Here is a 15,333-nt window from a genome sequence, read left to right as displayed (position 1 = left end):
GTGCCGGCGTGACGCGCTACCCGTGCGATCGGGGGCGCGTCACTTCGAGATGTACCACAGCGCATCCGTACTGACGCGCGAAGGCTGGGCGGCCGGTGCCTGGGCCGGCGCGGGCGGCGGCGTGTTCGACGTGATGGCCGTCGGCAGCGTGGCGGGAAGGTTCGCCGTCGATGGCGAGGCGGCCGTCGATCCCGACGTCGATGGCGTATCCAGATACCACAGCGCATCGGCCGAAGCCGTGCGTTTCGACGCCGCTCCCGCTGCCGGATTCGTTGCGGTACCGGCGGACTTCTTCGAAGCGGCGGCCGCGCCCGCCGTACCGGCCTGCGCGGTCATGGCCGCGCTCCCGGCTGCCCCACGCTGCGCACGCGCCTCGAACGGCCCGAGCTGGAAGATTAACGTTTGCGCGGGACGGGTCAGGACGGCATACGGAAACTGCAGCTCCCACGACATCAGCACGCGCCCGCTCGACGTCTCGGTGAAGATCGCCGGCACGTGCTTCATGTCGCTGAACTGCACGTAGATCCGCGCGCCGTCGTCGAATACCTGGGTCGGCTTGGCCTGGTCCGCGCCCGTGACCGTCCAGCCGAAGTTGTACGTGCCGGCCGGGCCGGCGGGGCCGCCCTGCGGCGACGGAGGCGGTGGAGCCGGCGAGACCGTGCGCGGGCGCGTGACCGGCGGCGCCGACACGCTCAGGCTCGCGAACGGGTTGTACGCCTGTGCCTGTTGCGGCGGCGTGAAGGAGGGGGGCAGGATAGGCATGGGAGTATCCGGCGAATCCGGCATGGTTCGGATTGCATCATAGACCTTGCGCGCATACGCGAGGCGCTTGTCGGGCGACGCGGAGTTGTACGCGCCGATCGCGTTCCAGTTGGGGCCGAGCTGGCGGATGTTCTGCGACAGGATCCACGCGCCGACATACGCGTTCGTGCACGCATCGAACAGGCTTTCCCGCGTGATGCCCTCGCGCGCGAGCGTCGGCAGCCACGTGCTGTTGATCTGCATCAGCCCGATGTCGACCGTGCCGTTCGTATTGGTGTTGACGGCGTTCGGATTCATTCCCGATTCGACCTGCGCGATGCCGCGCATCAGGCTGACGCTCACGTGCTGGAACGCGGCCGCGTCGTCGAGGCAATCGGCCTGCGCGACACCCTGCACCGCGCACGACAGCGCGATCGTCGAGGCGATTTTCAGCGTTTCGCGGCTGATCGGACGGGTGGTATGACGCGGCATGGCAGGTTGGGGCGCAATCCGGGCGCCCGGTGCAAGGAAATGTCGTGAGACGCGAAGTGTGCCATAGCGGGCGGGCAAATGGCTCGCGTCAAACTTTCCTTTGCATTTGCGCACGCGTTCGCCACGCATTTTTATCGCGTCGGATCACGCGGCGCGACGACATCCGACCGGTAAAAATGGCCGGATTTTCGGTGAATGCCGGTGCGACGGCGGCGATCGAAACCTGACGCACGACGTCAGCCGTCTCGTGTGCGCCGTATCGAATTGCGTGAAAGGATTTCACCGGGCCATCCCTGTCCGGCTCGAATTCGAACAAAAGCGGAAAAACAACGGCGGCCGAAGCCGCCGTTCACGTCCCGCGGCTTCGACCGGCCGCATCGCGTGCGACCGGTCGCTTCCCATCAGAAGCGGTGACGCAGGCCGAGGTTGACCATCGTCTGCGAGCTGGTGCCCGCATAGCCGTACGAACCGATCGACGCCTGCGCGGCCATCGAGCCGCCCTGGCCGTCGCCGGTCTGGCCGCTCGCATGCTGGTAGGCGGCGGTCAGGTAGACGTCGGTGCGCTTCGACAGGTTGTAGTCGGCGCCGGCCGATACCTGGTGATAGGTGGCCGACGTGTCGCCGCCCGAGCGCGTGTAGCTGTAGCCGACGCCGACGAGCAGCGCGTTCGTCGCCTGGTAGTTCACGAAGCCTTGTCCGGTGTTGTAGTGCTCGTTCGAGCCGAACACCGAGCTGGCGTCGCGGCGGTATTGCGCGTTGCTGTAGCCGAGGCCGAACGTGAAGGGGCCGGCGACGTACTGGCCCGCGATGCGCGCGATGCCGAGCGAGTGGGCGCTCGCATAGCCGCTGTTGATCGGGCCGTCGAAGGTGCCGTCCGACGAGCTGGTCCAGCCGCTGCGCAGGCCGTTCGACGCGGGGCTGTTGGTCGCGTGGAAGTAGCCGCCCGCGACGCTGAACGGTCCGTTGTTGTACGACACGGCGGCCGAATACGACTGCGCGGCGCCGGTGCTGCCCGCGATGCCGCCGAACGAGTACATCGCCGCGAACTGCAGGCCCGCATAGACGGCGGACGTGTACTTCACCGCGTTGTCGACACGGAAGCTGTTGTCGTAGTTGTCGACGTCGCCCGGCGTCGCGAACACGCTGCCGAGATAGTTGTCGGCGGTGATGCCCTGCACGAGATCGACGAGCGGGTCGTACTGGCGGCCGAACGTGAGCGTGCCGTAGCGGTCGCTCGTCAGGCCGACGAATGCCTGCCGGCCGAACATGCGGCCGCCCTGGCCCTGGCGCCCGTTGCTCGGGTCGAAGCCGTTCTCGAGCTGGAACAGCGCCTTCAGCCCGCCGCCGAGATCCTCGGTGCCTTTCACGCCGAAGCGGCTGCCGGCCAGGTTGCCCGCGCTGCTGTTGCCGAGCATCCACGCGTTGTCCTTGCCCTGCGCGTGGTTCACGTAGGTGATCGACGTGTCGATCACGCCGTACAGCGTGACGCTCGATTGCGCATGTGCGACGGGTATCGCCGCGAACGACGCGACGGAAATCAGCGAGAGGGTCGTGCGTTTCATTTCATCTCCTTGCGCATGGGCTTGTGTTCGTGATCCGGAATGGCAGGAGACTACCGAGCCGCAATGGAACGGCAAAAACGAAATTCTCCGTTGTGGTCTGACGCAGACAGGGGTGTTCTTCGAAATGCACCGTTGAGGGATTTGGATTATTGAGAATCTCGTATCAATGCGTTGGCGTTTCGAGATTTCGCCATTGCGTTTTGCATCTCCCGCGACAATGCCGGGCAATCGAACGGGGAATCGCGGCGATTCGAATATTGTTATTGATCCGTCAAATAATTATTGAATGAATTGAATGGGCCGGACCGCAATGCGTGTGTTAAAGACAGGTCGCCCGCGGCCGGCGACGGCAGCGCGGCTTCGCTACCTGGCGCGACCCGATCGCCGCCGTGCGCATCGAAACCGCGGCCGCAAGCTTGCTTTTGTATATAATAATCATTCTCATTTACAGAATCGTTGACGCCCGCGCACCCCGGAACCCGGCCATGTCCGCTGACAAGCTGTCTCTCCATCGAGAAATCGACGCCCTTTATGCCGGCCACCATGCGTGGCTGCGCGGCTGGCTGAGCCGGAAGCTCGGTTGCGCGCATCGCGCGGCCGATCTGGCGCACGACACGTTCATGCGCCTGCTCGCACGCGACGAGCCGATCGGCGTCGACGAGCCGCGCGCGTTCCTGACGACGGTCGCGCAGCGCGTGCTGAGCAATCACTGGCGGCGCGAGCAGATCGAGCGCGCGTATCTCGACGTGCTGGCGCAGCGCCCCGAAGCGCATGCGCCGTCGCCGGAGGAGCGGGCCGTCGTGCTCGAGACGCTGCTCGAAATCGACCAGCTGCTCGACGGCCTGCCGCTCGCGGCGAAGCGTGCGTTTCTGCTCGCGCAACTCGACGGCCTTACCCAGGCCGAGATCGCGCGCGAACTCGGCGTGTCGCTCGCGACGGTGAAGCGCCATCTCGTGAAGGCCGGCACGCAGTGCTTCTTCGCGATGGCGGCCTGACCGATGGCCGTGCCACGCGCACCGGCGGTGCCGCCGCACGTCGCACGCCGCGCGGTCGAATGGTGGGCCGACCGGCAGTCCGGCCGCGCCGACGAGGCGTTTGACGCCGCGCTCGCGCGCTGGCGCGCCGAGGATCCGGCGCATGAAGCGGCATGGCGTCATATCGAGACGATGCAGGGTCGTTTCGGCCGCCTCGCGGCCGGGCTCGACGCGCAGGCCGCGCATGCGGCGCTGCTGCCGCCGCGTGCGGGCCGCCGCCGCGCGGCCGTGAAGACGCTGGCCGTGCTGCTGTTCGCGGGCGGCGCCGCCTGGATGGCCGAGCCCGCGCGGCGCGCGGCGATCTGGCCGGCCGACCTGCGCACGGCGGTCGGCGAGCGGCGCACGGTGACACTCGCGGATCGCACGGTCGTCGTGCTCGATACCGACACGGCGCTCGACGTGCATTTCGACGACACGACGCGCCACCTGCGCCTGTTGCGCGGCACGGTCATGGTGACGAGCGGCCATGACGATCGCGAGCCCGCGCGGCCGCTCGTCGTCGCGACCGCGCAAGGCGAGTTGCAGCCGCTCGGCACGCGCTTCGCGGTACGGCAGCGCGACGGTGCGACCCGCCTCGAGGTGTTCGCCGGCGCGGTGCGCGTGCAGCCGGCCGGCGCGACGGCCGGCATGCGCGTGATCGCGGCGGGAGAGGGGGCGGATTTCACGCGCGATGCGATCGGCGCGCCGGCGCCGCTCGATCCGCATGCGTCCGCGTGGACGGTCGGCATGCTGGTCGCGTCGCGCATGCGGCTGGCCGATCTCGTCGCCGAGCTCGACCGCTATCGGCGCGGCAGCCTGCGCTGCGATGCGGCCGTGGCCGACCTGCGCGTATCGGGCACCTATCCGCTCGACGATCCCGCGCGCGTACTCGACACGCTGAAGGCGACGCTGCCGATCGACGTCCACTACCTGACCCGCTACTGGGCGACGGTCGTGCCGGCCGGTTCGTGAGCGCATCGACAAAAATTTCCGCCGGCTTGAGCTGTTTTTCGCGGTTCGCGTGACATGGGTATTGAAAGCTGCATTGGCCCATCGTCCACCGACTCTCCGCTCATGGTTTCCATCCGTCTCACGTATCGGCGCCGTCCGGCGCCCGCCCGTCATCTGCCGCGCGCGGTCGCGCCGGGCCGTCTTGCGCGCCGACTCGCCGGTGCGGTCCTGCTGTCGGCGCTGCTGCCGCTGCCCGCGCTGGCCGACACCGACGCCGACGCGGCGCCCGCGGCACAGCGTGCGCCGCGCCGCGCGTTCGACGTTCCGGCCGGCCCGCTCGAGGCCGCGCTGAACCGGTTCGGGCGCGACGCGGGCATCCTGCTCGCGTTTCCGGCCGAGTTGACGGCCGGCCTGACGAGCGGCGGCGTGCATGGCCGGTTCGACATCGACGGCGCGTTCGATCGCCTGCTGGCCGGCACGGGGCTCGTCGCGCTGCGCCAGCCGGGCGGCGGCTACACGCTGATGCGCGCGGACGGTTCGGCGGCCGGGACCGTGGCGGCCGGCGTCGCACCGGCCGCCGAGCTGCCGGCGATCAACGTGCGCACGAGTGCGTTGCGCGCCGAAAGTTATCGCGCGCCGAAGGAAGCGGGCGTGCTGCGCTCGGACATTCCACTGCTCGACACCGCGCAGGCCGTCAACATCGTGCCCGCGCAGGTGTTGCGCGACCAGCGTCCGCGCAATCTCGACGACGCGCTCGGCAACGTGAGCGGCATCACGCAGGGCAACACGCTTGCAGGCACGCAGGACACGATCATGAAGCGCGGCTTCGGCGGCAACCGCGACGGCTCGATCATGCAGAACGGCATGCCGCTCGTGCAGGGTCGCGCGTTCAACGCGGCGGTCGACAGCGTCGAGGTGCTGAAGGGCCCGACGTCGCTGCTGTACGGGCTGATGGATCCGGGCGGGATGATCAACGTCGTCACCAAGCAGCCGCAGCTCGCGCGCTACAACGCGATTTCGCTCGGTGCATCGACGTTCGGACACGGCAAGAACGGCGGCGGCGCGACGTTCGATTCGACCGGGCCGATCGGCGATTCGCGGCTCGCGTACCGGCTGATCGTCGACCAGTCGAACGAGCAGTACTGGCGCAACTTCGGCGAGAACCGGCAGACCTTCGTCGCGCCGTCGCTCGCGTGGTACGGCCGCGACACGCAGGTCGCGCTCTCCTACCAGTACCGCAAGTTTCATACGCCGTTCGATCGCGGCACCGCGCTCGATCCGCGCACCAATGCGCCGCTCGACATTCCCGCGCGGCGGCGCATCGACGAGCCGTTCAACAACATGGACGGCGAATCGCATCTCGCCCAGCTGACCGTCGATCACCAGTTCAACGCGGACTGGAGCGCGCATTTCGGCTACAGCTACAACCGCGAGACCTACGACGCGAACCAGCTGCGCACGACCGGCGTCGACCCGGTGAAGGGCACGATGACGCGCAGCAACGATGCGACGCACGGCTCGCTCAGCACCGACAGCTACGGAGTCGGCTACGTGAACGGCAAGCTGACGCTCGCGGGGATGCGTCACGACGTGCAGGTCGGCTTTGATACCGAATACCGCCGCATCTATCGCAAGGACATGCTGCGCCAGGCCGTGAAGACGCCGTTCAGCTACATCGATCCGGTGTACGGGCTGCTGCCGCCGTCGAGCACGGTGTCCGCGAGCGACAGCGACCAGACCGACACGCTGCACGATGCGTCCGCGTTCTTCCAGGATACCGTTCACCTCACCGACAAATGGATCGTGTCGGGCGGCCTGCGCTACATCACGTACAACCAGGTCGCGGGGCGCGGCCGGCCGTTCAAGGCGAACACCGACCTGAGCGGCTCGAAGTGGCTGCCGCGCGCGGGCGTCGTCTACAAATGGACCGACACGTTCTCGCTGTACGGCAGCTACTCGCAGTCGCTGAAGCCGTCGTCGTCGATCGCGCCGATGGCGTCGGGCTACATGATCGACGGCTCGACGCCGCCCGAGGAGGCGACCGCATGGGAAGTAGGCGGCAAGCTCGACCTGCCGGGCGGGATGACGGGCACGCTTGCGCTGTTCAACATCGACAAGAAGAACGTGCTCGTGTCGCAGTACAACGACGCGACGAAGCTGACCGACTGGCGCACGTCGGGCAAGGCGCGCTCGCGCGGTGTCGAGCTCGACGTGTCGGGCAGGATCGGCGAACGCGTGAACGTGATCGCGAGTTATGCGTACATCGACGCGAAGACGACCGAGGATCCGCTGTATGCGGGCAACCAGCTGTGGAACGTCGCGCGCCACACCGCTTCGCTCGCGGCCGTCTACGACTTCGGCACGATGATCGGCGGCGACGACCTGCGCGTCGGCGCGGCCGCGCGCTATGTCGGCGCCCGTCCCGGCGATTCGGCGAACAGCTTCACGCTGCCGTCGTACGTGCTCGCCGACGCGTTCGCGACCTACGACACGCGGATCGGCAAGCAGAAGCTGTCGTTCCAGCTGAACGTGAAGAACCTGTTCAACCGCACGTACTACCCGTCGAGCGCGAACCGCTACTTCGTCGCGATCGGCGACGCGCGACAGGTGTCGCTGCTGACCACGCTGCAGTTCTGATCATGCAATCGCCGCGCGGCCGGTGCGCCGGCGCGCGGCCATGGAGAACATTCCGATGAACCTGAAGACGAAGACCGGCGCCCTGCGTGCCGTTGCCGCCGGCGCGCGGCGCCGCGCGTTGCGCGCGATCGCGGGCGCGGTGCTCGCGCTGGGCGCGGGCGTATCGGCTCCCGCGGCCGCGGCCGACGCACCGGCGGCCGTCACGCGCGTCGCGATGCTCGTGCAGCTGCGCGGCCCGAACCTGAAGGCCGACGAACGCATCGGCCGGCATCTTGGCGAACGCGGCTATGCGGTGCGCCTGATCGACGAGTCGGCCACGCCCGATGCGGCGCGCGACGCGGACCTCGTCGTGATCTCGTCGACGGTGTCGTCGAAGAACGTGCAGCCCGGCTGGCGCACGCTCGACAAGCCGCTCGTGACCTGGGAAAACGACCTGCTCGACGATCTCGCGATGACGGGCAAGCGGCACGACGCCGACTTCGGCGAAACGGGCAAGGAGCGCTACCTGTGGCTCGTCAACGCACCGCATCCGATTGCGGCCGGCTTGCCGGCCGGCGCGACCAACGTGTACGGCAAGCAGGCGCCGATGAGCTGGGGCAAGCCGGGGCTCGGCGCGATCACGATCGCGACCGTGTACGGGCAGCCCGACAAGGCCGCGATCTTCGCGTACGAGAAGGGCGCGACGATGGACTACGAAGCGCTCGCGCCGGCGCGCCGCGTGATGTTCTTCCTCGACAACGATACGTTCGCGAACCTGTCGCCGGCCGGCGTCGCGCTGTTCGACGCGGCCGTCGACTGGGCGGCCGGGCGGCGTTGAGCCGCCACGCGCCGGTCAGGCAGGCCGCGGCGGCGTACTGATCCGCGACGCGGCTTCGATCAGTTGCGCCAGCTGCTGCGCCGGTTCCGACATCGTGCGCCGGGCGCGGTGCACGAGCCCGATGTCGCGGTGGAACGTGTGCGGCCCGAGGTCGATCGCGCGCACGCCGGCCGGCCAGCGGCGATACACGGCCGTCTGCGGCACGATCGCGATGCCGACACCGTTTTCGACCAGCTTGACGATCGCATCGAGCTCGTCGAGTTCGCAGGTGTCACGCACCGCGATGTGCATCTTGCGCAGGAAGCGATCGACCTGACGGCCGCCGAACGACGCGCGGTCGTAGCGCACGAACGGCTCGCTCGCGAGCAGGCCGGCCCAGTCCTTGCCCTTCACGCCGCGCGGCACGATCAGCCGGAACGGTTCCTGCGCGAGGGTCGTCCAGTGCAGGTCGCTCTGCAGCGAAAACGGCGGGCGGATGATGGCGGCCATGTCGATCTCGCCCGCATCGACCCGGTTCACCAGCTCGATCGACAGCCCCGGGATCACGCGTGTCCGGCATGCGGGATGCCGGTGATGGAAATCGGCCAGCGCGGCCGGCAGCAGCGCGCTCTGCACCGATGCGATCGCGCCGATCGTCACGCGCACGGCGGCCGGCGAGCCGGGCGCCGTCGAGCTCAGGTTGTCGTACAGGCCGAGCAGCGCCTGCGCCTGGTCGAGCACGTGATGGCCCATCTCGTTGAGCCGCGCCGACCGGCCTTGCCGGTCGAACAGCGCGAAGCCGAGCTCGGCCTCGAGCCGCTGCATCTGCGCACTGACGGCTGCCTGCGTGAGCCCGATGCGGTTGCCGGCGGCGGCGAACGTGCCTTCCCGGGCGACGGCGACGAGGGTTTTCAGCTCGCGGATCATTCATCAATTCCGTTTGTGAATCGCGAAAGTATATATTGATTTAATTTTTGCTCGACCTTGTCTACCATGGTGCCGTCCTCGCGCCACGCGAGCGTTTCCCCACGAGGCAACCATGAGTCTTTCCCCGTTTCACCTGGCGATTCCGGTCTACGACCTGTCGGCCGCACGCGATTTCTATGGCCGCGTGTTCGGGCTGGCGGAAGGGCGTTCGAGCGCGCAGTGGGTCGATTTCGACTTTTACGGGCACCAGCTCGTGATTCACGAGCATCCGAAGACCGCGTCGCAGGACGGCGCGCATACGAATCCGGTCGACGGTCACGACGTGCCGGTGCCGCATTTCGGGATCGTGCTCGACTGGCCGAGCTGGGAGGCGCTGGCCGAGCGCTTGCGCGCGTTCGGCGTGACCTTCGTGATCGAGCCGTACGTGCGGTTCCAGGGGCAGGTCGGCGAACAGGCGACGATGTTCCTGCTCGATCCGTGCGGCAATGCGCTCGAATTCAAGGCGTTCCGCGATATCGGCCAGCTGTTCGCGAAGTGACCGGCGGCGCCGTCAGCGCCGATTGAATTTGGGTGCGAGAATGCGGCCTCCGGCACGCGCGCGCAGGTGCGCAGGCCGATGCCGCGCCGCACGGCATCCGTCCGTGCGCGCCGTTCTCCAGGGAACCCGTATGGACAGTCACATCGCTCCGGTGGCGCTGAAGAACGCCTACCGTCTCCTCAACCACGGCCCGACCGTGCTCGTGTCGGCCCGCCACGACGGTGTCGACAACGTGATGGCCGCCGCGTGGGCATGCGCGCTGGACTTCCTGCCGCCGAAGCTGACGGTCGTGCTCGACAAGTCCGCGAAGACGCGCGAGCTCGTCGAGCGCAGCGGCACGTTCGTGATCCAGGTGCCGACGGCCGCGCAACTGCGGCTCACGCATGCGGTCGGCAGCCACAGTCTCGCGGAGCGGCCGGCCAAGCTGCGCGAAGCGGGCGTCGAGCTGTTCGATGTCGACGGGCATGACCTGCCGTTCGTCGCCGGCTGTTCGGGCTGGCTCGCGTGCAAGCTGATTCCCGAGCCGCACAACCAGCAGACCTACGACCTGTTCATCGGCGAAGTCGTCGGTGCGTGGTCCGACACGCGCGTGTTCCGCGACGGTCACTGGTATTTCGAATCGGCCGATCCCGCGCTGCGCAGCCTGCACTACATCGCGGGCGGTAATTTCTATGCGATCGGCGAATCGCTGCACGTCGATCCGGACGCGCAGTAAGCGCCAGCCGACCGACCAGGGCCGACCGGAGCGCGCGATTCACGCGCGCCTTTTCAATTCCGCCAGCATCGCTTCGGCGAACGCCTGCGCGACGCGCGGCAGCGTGCGCCCGCGCTTCGTGACGAGCGCGATCGGCCGCACGAATGCCGGGTCGTCGATCGGTTTCGCGACCAGCTCGGGTTCGGCGCGCACCTCGCGCGCGGTCGCGGGCAGGATCGTCACGCCGAGGCCGCCGCGCACCATCGCGACGGCCGTCATCATGTAGGTCGGCTCGCACGCGATGTCGGGCGTGCAGCCGGCCGCCTCCAGCGCGGCATCGACGACGCTGCGCACGCTCGTCCCTTGCGCGGTCAGCACCAGCGGCACATCCGCGACGTCGGCGGTGGCGACGCGCCGCTTGCGCGCGAGCGGATGATCCTTCGGGCACACGGCGACGAGGCGGTCGGCGCCCGCGTACAGCACCTCCAGCGACGCGTCGAACGTGTCGCCGCCCGTCAAGCCGAGATCGGCTTCCTCGTTGCGCACGAGCGCGGTGACGAGGCTCGCGACGCCGTCACGGATCTCGAAGCCCGCCCGCGGCACGTCGCGCCGGAACGCCTGGATCAGCTCCGGCAGCATGCTGGACGCAAAAGTCGGCAGGCAGGCGAGCCGTACCGTGCCGCTCGTGCCTTCGCCGAGCGCGCGCGCATCGCGCAGCACGCGCTCCATGTCGTCGAGCGAGCGCTGCAGCAGCGGCAGCAGCTCGCGTCCGGTCTGCGTCAGCGCGACGCTGCGGCTGTTGCGGTCGAACAGGCGCGCGCCGACGATCTCCTCGAGCCGGCGGATCTGCACGGTCAGCGCCGGCTGCGACAGGTGCAGCCGCGCGGCCGCGCGCGTGAAGTTGCCGGCGTGCGCGACGGTGACGAACGCGCGAATGTCGCGGAGATTCAGATCCATAACGGTTCGTGATTGCTGCGATCAAATCATTTCAATTGTGCTATCGCTGCGCCGACCTTACGCTCGTCTCCAACAAAAGACAAGGTAGGAGACACGGATGCTGCCGTTACTCGGGCTTGGCACGATCGTCGTGCTGCTGGCCGCGATTCTGTCGAAGCGGATGTCGCCGCTCGTCGCGCTGATCCTCGTGCCGATCGCCGCGTCGCTGATCGGCGGCTTCGGGCTGCACACCAGCAAGTTCGTCGTCGACGGGCTGAAGGGCCTCGCGCCCGTCGTCGGGATGTTCGTGTTCGCGATCCTCTATTTCGGGACGATCACCGACGCCGGCACGCTCGACCCGATCATCGACCGGATCCTGCGCGCGGTCGGCACGCGGCCGACCCGCATCGTGATGGGCACGACGCTGCTCGCGCTGCTGATCCACCTCGACGGCTCGGGCGCCGTCTGCTTCCTCGTGACGATTCCGGCCGTGCTGCCGCTGTACGACCGGCTGAAGATGGACCGGCGCGTCCTGGCCGCCGCCGTGTCGATGGCCGCGGGCATCAACTTCCTGCCGTGGACGGGACCGATGATCCGCGCGTCGGCGTCGCTGCACCTGCCGGTGTCGGCGCTGTTCAATCCGCTGATCCCGGTGCAGGCGATCGGGCTCGTGTTCGTGTTCGGCGTCGCGTACTGGCTCGGGCGGCGCGAGGAGAAGCGGCTCGGCCTGTCGCGCGACGACCCGTCGATCCCGCTGCCGAAGCGCGAGCTGACGCCCGACGAGCAGGCGTTGCGCCGGCCGCACCTGTTCTGGTTCAACCTCGTGCTGACGCTCGTCGTGCTCGGCACGATGGTCGTGATGGGCGAGAAGATCCCGCCCGCGATCATGTTCATGGTCGGGCTGTGCATCGCGCTGATGGTGAATTACCCGGACGTCGACATGCAGCGCAAGCGCATCGATGCGCATGCGCGCGCCGCGCTGATGATGGCCGGCATCCTGCTCGCGGCCGGCGTGTTCACCGGGATCATGCAGGGCAGCGGGATGCTGAAGGCGATGGCGCAGGCGGCGGTCGGGTTCGTGCCGCCGTCGATGGCCGGCCACATTCCGGTCGTGCTCGGCCTCGCATCGATGCCGCTCAGCATGCTGTTCGACCCCGATTCGTTCTACTTCGGCGTGCTGCCGGTGATCGCGGAAGTGGCCGGCCAGTTGGGCGTGCCGGCCGTCCAGGTCGGACAGGCCGCGCTGCTCGGCCAGATGACGACGGGGTTCCCGGTCAGTCCGCTGACGCCCGCGACGTTCCTCGTCGTCGGCCTGTGCGGCATCGAGCTGGCCGAGCACCAGAAGTTCACGTTTCCGCTGCTGTTCGGCGCCTCGATCGTGATGACGATCGCATGCGTCGTGCTGGGCATCTTTTGATTTTCGCCGGCGGCGCCCCCGCCGGGACACGGTACCGACATGACAGCAAAGCAACCTGAACGGCGCGTGCGCATCGGCGCGGGCGCCGGCTACTCGGGCGACCGGATCGAGCCCGCGGTCGAACTCGCCGAACACGGGCAACTCGACTATCTCGTCTTCGAATGCCTGGCCGAGCGTACGATCGCGATCGCGCAGCAGGCACGACGCCAGGATCCGGCGCTCGGCTACGATCCGCTGCTCGACGCGCGGATGCATGCGGTGCTGCCGGTCGCCGCGGCGAAACACGTGCGCATCGTGTCGAACATGGGCGCCGCGAACCCGCGCGCGGCGGCGCGGCGCACCGCGCGGATCGCGCGGTCGCTCGGCATCGCGGGGCTGAAGGTCGCGGCGGTCGAAGGCGACGACGTGCGCGATGTCGTGCTGCGCGGGGCGTTCCGCTTCGAGGAATCGGGCGACGAAGTCGCCGCGTATCGCGACCGCATCGTGTCCGCGAATGCGTATCTCGGCGCCGCGCCGATCGTCGACGCGCTCGCGGCCGGCGCGGACGTCGTGCTGACCGGGCGCGTCGCCGATCCGTCGCTGTTCGCCGCGCCGCTGATCCACGCGTTCGGCTGGCGAATGGACGACTGGGACACGCTCGGGCAGGCGACCGTCGTCGGCCATCTGCTCGAATGCGCGGGGCAGGTGACGGGCGGCTATTTCGCGGATCCCGGCTACAAGGACGTGCCGAACCTCGCGCGGCTCGGCTTCCCGATCGGCGAAGTCGCGGCCGACGGCTCGGTCACGATCACGAAGGTGCCGCATGCGGGCGGCCGCGTGAGCGCGGCGACCTGCAAGGAACAGCTGCTTTACGAGATTCACGATCCGGCGCGCTATCTGCAGCCCGATGTCGTCGCCGATTTCACGCGGGTCGCCGTTGCCGAGGAGGCGATCGACCGCGTGCGCGTGACGGGCGGGCGCGGCGCCGCGCGGCCCGATACGCTGAAGGTGTCGGTCGCTTATGTCGACGGGTACATCGGCGAAGGCCAGATCTCGTACGGCGGCCCGGGCGCACGTGAGCGCGCACGCCTCGCGCTCGACATCGTCCGCGAGCGGCTGGCGCTGACCGGCGTCGCGGCCACCGAGTTGCGCTTCGACCTGATCGGCGTCGATGCGCTGTATAGCGACGCCACGCCGGCCGCTCATGGCGAGCCGGCCGAGGTGCGCGTGCGGGTGGCCGGCCGCGCGGCGAGCGCCGCCGAAGCCGCGCGGATCGGCAACGAGGTCGAGACGCTTTATACGAACGGGCCGGCCGGCGGCGGCGGTGCGTTCAAGTCGACGCGCGAGGTGGTCGCCGTGCAGTCGGTGCTGCTGCCGCGTGCGGCCGTGACGCCGTCGTTTTCATTCGTGGAGGCATGATGCAACTGCGTGAACTCGCGCATGCGCGCACCGGCGACAAGGGCAATACGCTGAACGTATCGGTCATCTGCCGCGATCCGCGTCATTACGACCATCTGCGCGCGCATCTGGATGCGCAAGCGGTGAAGGCGTGGCTCGCGGGCATCGTGCGCGGCGACGTCGTGCGCTACGAGTTGCCGTCGCTCGGGGCGTTCAATTTCGTGCTGCGCGATGCGCTCGGCGGCGGCGTGACGCGTTCGCTCGCGCTCGACGCGCACGGCAAGTCGGTCAGTTCGGCGCTGCTGGCGATCGAGGTGCCCGACCCGGCATGACGTGCGGCGTCGCCGCCGGGGGGCGAGTGGCGGCCCGTCACGGAATCAGCAGTTCGCGACGTCCGTCCGGGTGCGCGATGCGCTCGCCGGCGATGTGCAGGCGCTGATCGTTGCGATAGTCGTAGACCGCGCGCGAGGCGGCGAGCTGGTCGGAATCGAGCACGATCGCATGACGCGATTCGGTGTTGCCGGCTTCGAAGATCACGTTGCCGAACGGATCGACCGCGAGGCTGCCGCCGGCGAACACGATGTCGTGCGCGCTGCCGCCCACGCGGTTCGCGACCGCCGCGAACACCTGGTTCTCCATCGCGCGCGCCGACACCGATGTGCGGTGGACGTTGCGGTACGGTTCCATGTTGCCGTCGGTCACGAGGATCAGCTGCGCACCGAGCGCGGCGAGCGCGCGGCCGGATTCGGGGAATTCGCTGTCGTAGCAGATCAGCAGGCCGATCCGCACGCCGCGCCATTCGACCGTCGCATAGCGGTCGCCGGGCAGCACGACGCCACGCTCGCTTACCCACAGATGCGTCTTGCGATAGCGCAGCGCGATCCCGTCCGGCGTGACGAACACGGTCGTGTTGTAGAAGCGGCCGCCGTCGTTCTCGATCAACCCGACCACGACCGCGACGTCGCGTGCACGCGCGGCCGCGATCACCGCGCCGACGCTCGGCCCGTCGAGCGGCTCGGCGACTGCCGCGAGATTCGACGGATCGAGAAAGCCGGTGAGTTGCGCTTCGGGAAACATCACGATGTCGGTGCCGGGCGCGCAGGTCGCGATCGCTTCGAGCGTGCGCTGCAGGTTGTAGTGCGTGTCGCCGTCGCGGCCGGCGAGCTGGACGATGTCGAGCTTCAGTTTCATGGGCGGGTTCGGGGGGCGTTTGGAACGAAGTTCTAGTATGCGCCGAACCACGCGGTTGCCC

At 68.6% G+C, this 15,333-nt stretch carries 14 protein-coding genes; 9 read left to right on the top strand and 5 right to left on the bottom strand.

All coding sequences use genetic code 11. The features are described from left to right. Positions 1-39: 39 nt before the first annotated feature. Together HWX00_RS04880 and HWX00_RS04875 are read right to left on the bottom strand one after the other, a co-directional pair. Positions 40-1,233 carry a lytic transglycosylase domain-containing protein gene (locus HWX00_RS04880; protein ID WP_175027658.1) on the bottom strand — a complete coding sequence of 398 codons (1,194 nt, stop codon included), beginning with the start codon at positions 1,231-1,233 and terminating at the stop codon, positions 40-42. Between the two features lie 401 nt (positions 1,234-1,634). Further along, the gene (locus HWX00_RS04875) at positions 1,635-2,795 is read right to left on the bottom strand and encodes a porin (protein ID WP_124669786.1); all 1,161 of its coding nucleotides are present in this window, start codon (positions 2,793-2,795) and stop codon (positions 1,635-1,637) included. Positions 2,796-3,280: 485 nt separating this feature from the next. On the opposite strand from HWX00_RS04875, the gene HWX00_RS04870 reads away from it, so the two are divergent. From HWX00_RS04870 to HWX00_RS04855, 4 genes are read left to right on the top strand one after another with little or no spacing between them, the layout of a single operon-like run. Beyond that, a complete protein-coding gene (locus HWX00_RS04870) occupies positions 3,281-3,790 on the top strand; it encodes a sigma-70 family RNA polymerase sigma factor (RefSeq protein ID WP_175027659.1) in 510 nt (169 codons plus the stop codon). Positions 3,791-3,793: 3 nt separating this feature from the next. Beyond that, on the top strand, positions 3,794-4,780 hold the full coding sequence (locus HWX00_RS04865) for a FecR domain-containing protein (protein ID WP_175868093.1): 987 nt from the start codon (positions 3,794-3,796) through the stop codon (positions 4,778-4,780). A gap of 54 nt (positions 4,781-4,834) precedes the next feature. Next, entirely contained in the window at positions 4,835-7,396 is a 2,562-nt protein-coding gene (locus HWX00_RS04860) for a TonB-dependent siderophore receptor (RefSeq protein ID WP_175868092.1), read from the top strand. A 55-nt stretch (positions 7,397-7,451) separates the two neighbouring features. Further along, positions 7,452-8,213 carry a hypothetical protein gene (locus HWX00_RS04855; protein WP_175029172.1) on the top strand — a complete coding sequence of 254 codons (762 nt, stop codon included), beginning with the start codon at positions 7,452-7,454 and terminating at the stop codon, positions 8,211-8,213. Positions 8,214-8,228: 15 nt separating this feature from the next. Here HWX00_RS04855 and HWX00_RS04850 read toward each other — a convergent pair whose 3' ends face one another. After that, positions 8,229-9,119 carry a LysR family transcriptional regulator gene (locus HWX00_RS04850; protein ID WP_175029162.1) on the bottom strand — a complete coding sequence of 297 codons (891 nt, stop codon included), beginning with the start codon at positions 9,117-9,119 and terminating at the stop codon, positions 8,229-8,231. Positions 9,120-9,231: 112 nt separating this feature from the next. Here HWX00_RS04850 and HWX00_RS04845 point away from each other — a divergent pair, with 112 nt between their 5' ends. Further along, a complete protein-coding gene (locus HWX00_RS04845; protein ID WP_034186716.1) occupies positions 9,232-9,657 on the top strand; it encodes a VOC family protein in 426 nt (141 codons plus the stop codon). Positions 9,658-9,787: 130 nt separating this feature from the next. Further along, a complete protein-coding gene (locus HWX00_RS04840) occupies positions 9,788-10,372 on the top strand; it encodes a flavin reductase family protein (RefSeq protein ID WP_034186717.1) in 585 nt (194 codons plus the stop codon). Positions 10,373-10,411: 39 nt separating this feature from the next. Here HWX00_RS04840 and HWX00_RS04835 read toward each other — a convergent pair whose 3' ends face one another. Further along, entirely contained in the window at positions 10,412-11,308 is an 897-nt protein-coding gene (locus tag HWX00_RS04835; RefSeq protein ID WP_175029163.1) for a LysR family transcriptional regulator, read from the bottom strand. 97 nt (positions 11,309-11,405) lie between these two features. Between HWX00_RS04835 and HWX00_RS04830 the strand changes: the two genes are divergently transcribed. From HWX00_RS04830 to HWX00_RS04820, 3 genes are read left to right on the top strand one after another with little or no spacing between them, the layout of a single operon-like run. After that, positions 11,406-12,704: a CitMHS family transporter gene (locus HWX00_RS04830; RefSeq protein ID WP_034186719.1), complete on the top strand. Its 1,299-nt coding sequence runs from the start codon at positions 11,406-11,408 to the stop codon at positions 12,702-12,704. A 39-nt stretch (positions 12,705-12,743) separates the two neighbouring features. Further along, the gene (locus tag HWX00_RS04825; RefSeq protein ID WP_175029164.1) at positions 12,744-14,102 is read left to right on the top strand and encodes an acyclic terpene utilization AtuA family protein; all 1,359 of its coding nucleotides are present in this window, start codon (positions 12,744-12,746) and stop codon (positions 14,100-14,102) included. After that, on the top strand, positions 14,102-14,413 hold the full coding sequence (locus HWX00_RS04820) for an AtuA-related protein (RefSeq protein WP_034186770.1): 312 nt from the start codon (positions 14,102-14,104) through the stop codon (positions 14,411-14,413). The genes HWX00_RS04825 and HWX00_RS04820 overlap by 1 nt, the downstream gene beginning before the upstream one ends. A 37-nt stretch (positions 14,414-14,450) precedes the next feature. On the opposite strand, the gene HWX00_RS04815 is transcribed toward HWX00_RS04820, so the two are convergent. Continuing rightward, a complete protein-coding gene (locus HWX00_RS04815; RefSeq protein WP_175029165.1) occupies positions 14,451-15,272 on the bottom strand; it encodes a carbon-nitrogen hydrolase family protein in 822 nt (273 codons plus the stop codon). Between the last annotated feature and the right edge of the window lie 61 nt (positions 15,273-15,333).

It is taken from the genome of Burkholderia seminalis DSM 23518 (assembly GCF_902832885.1).
GTDB lineage: Bacteria > Pseudomonadota > Gammaproteobacteria > Burkholderiales > Burkholderiaceae > Burkholderia > Burkholderia seminalis.
Note: the sequence above shows the minus strand (reverse complement) of the source record. Positions and strands in the feature narration are given on the sequence as shown.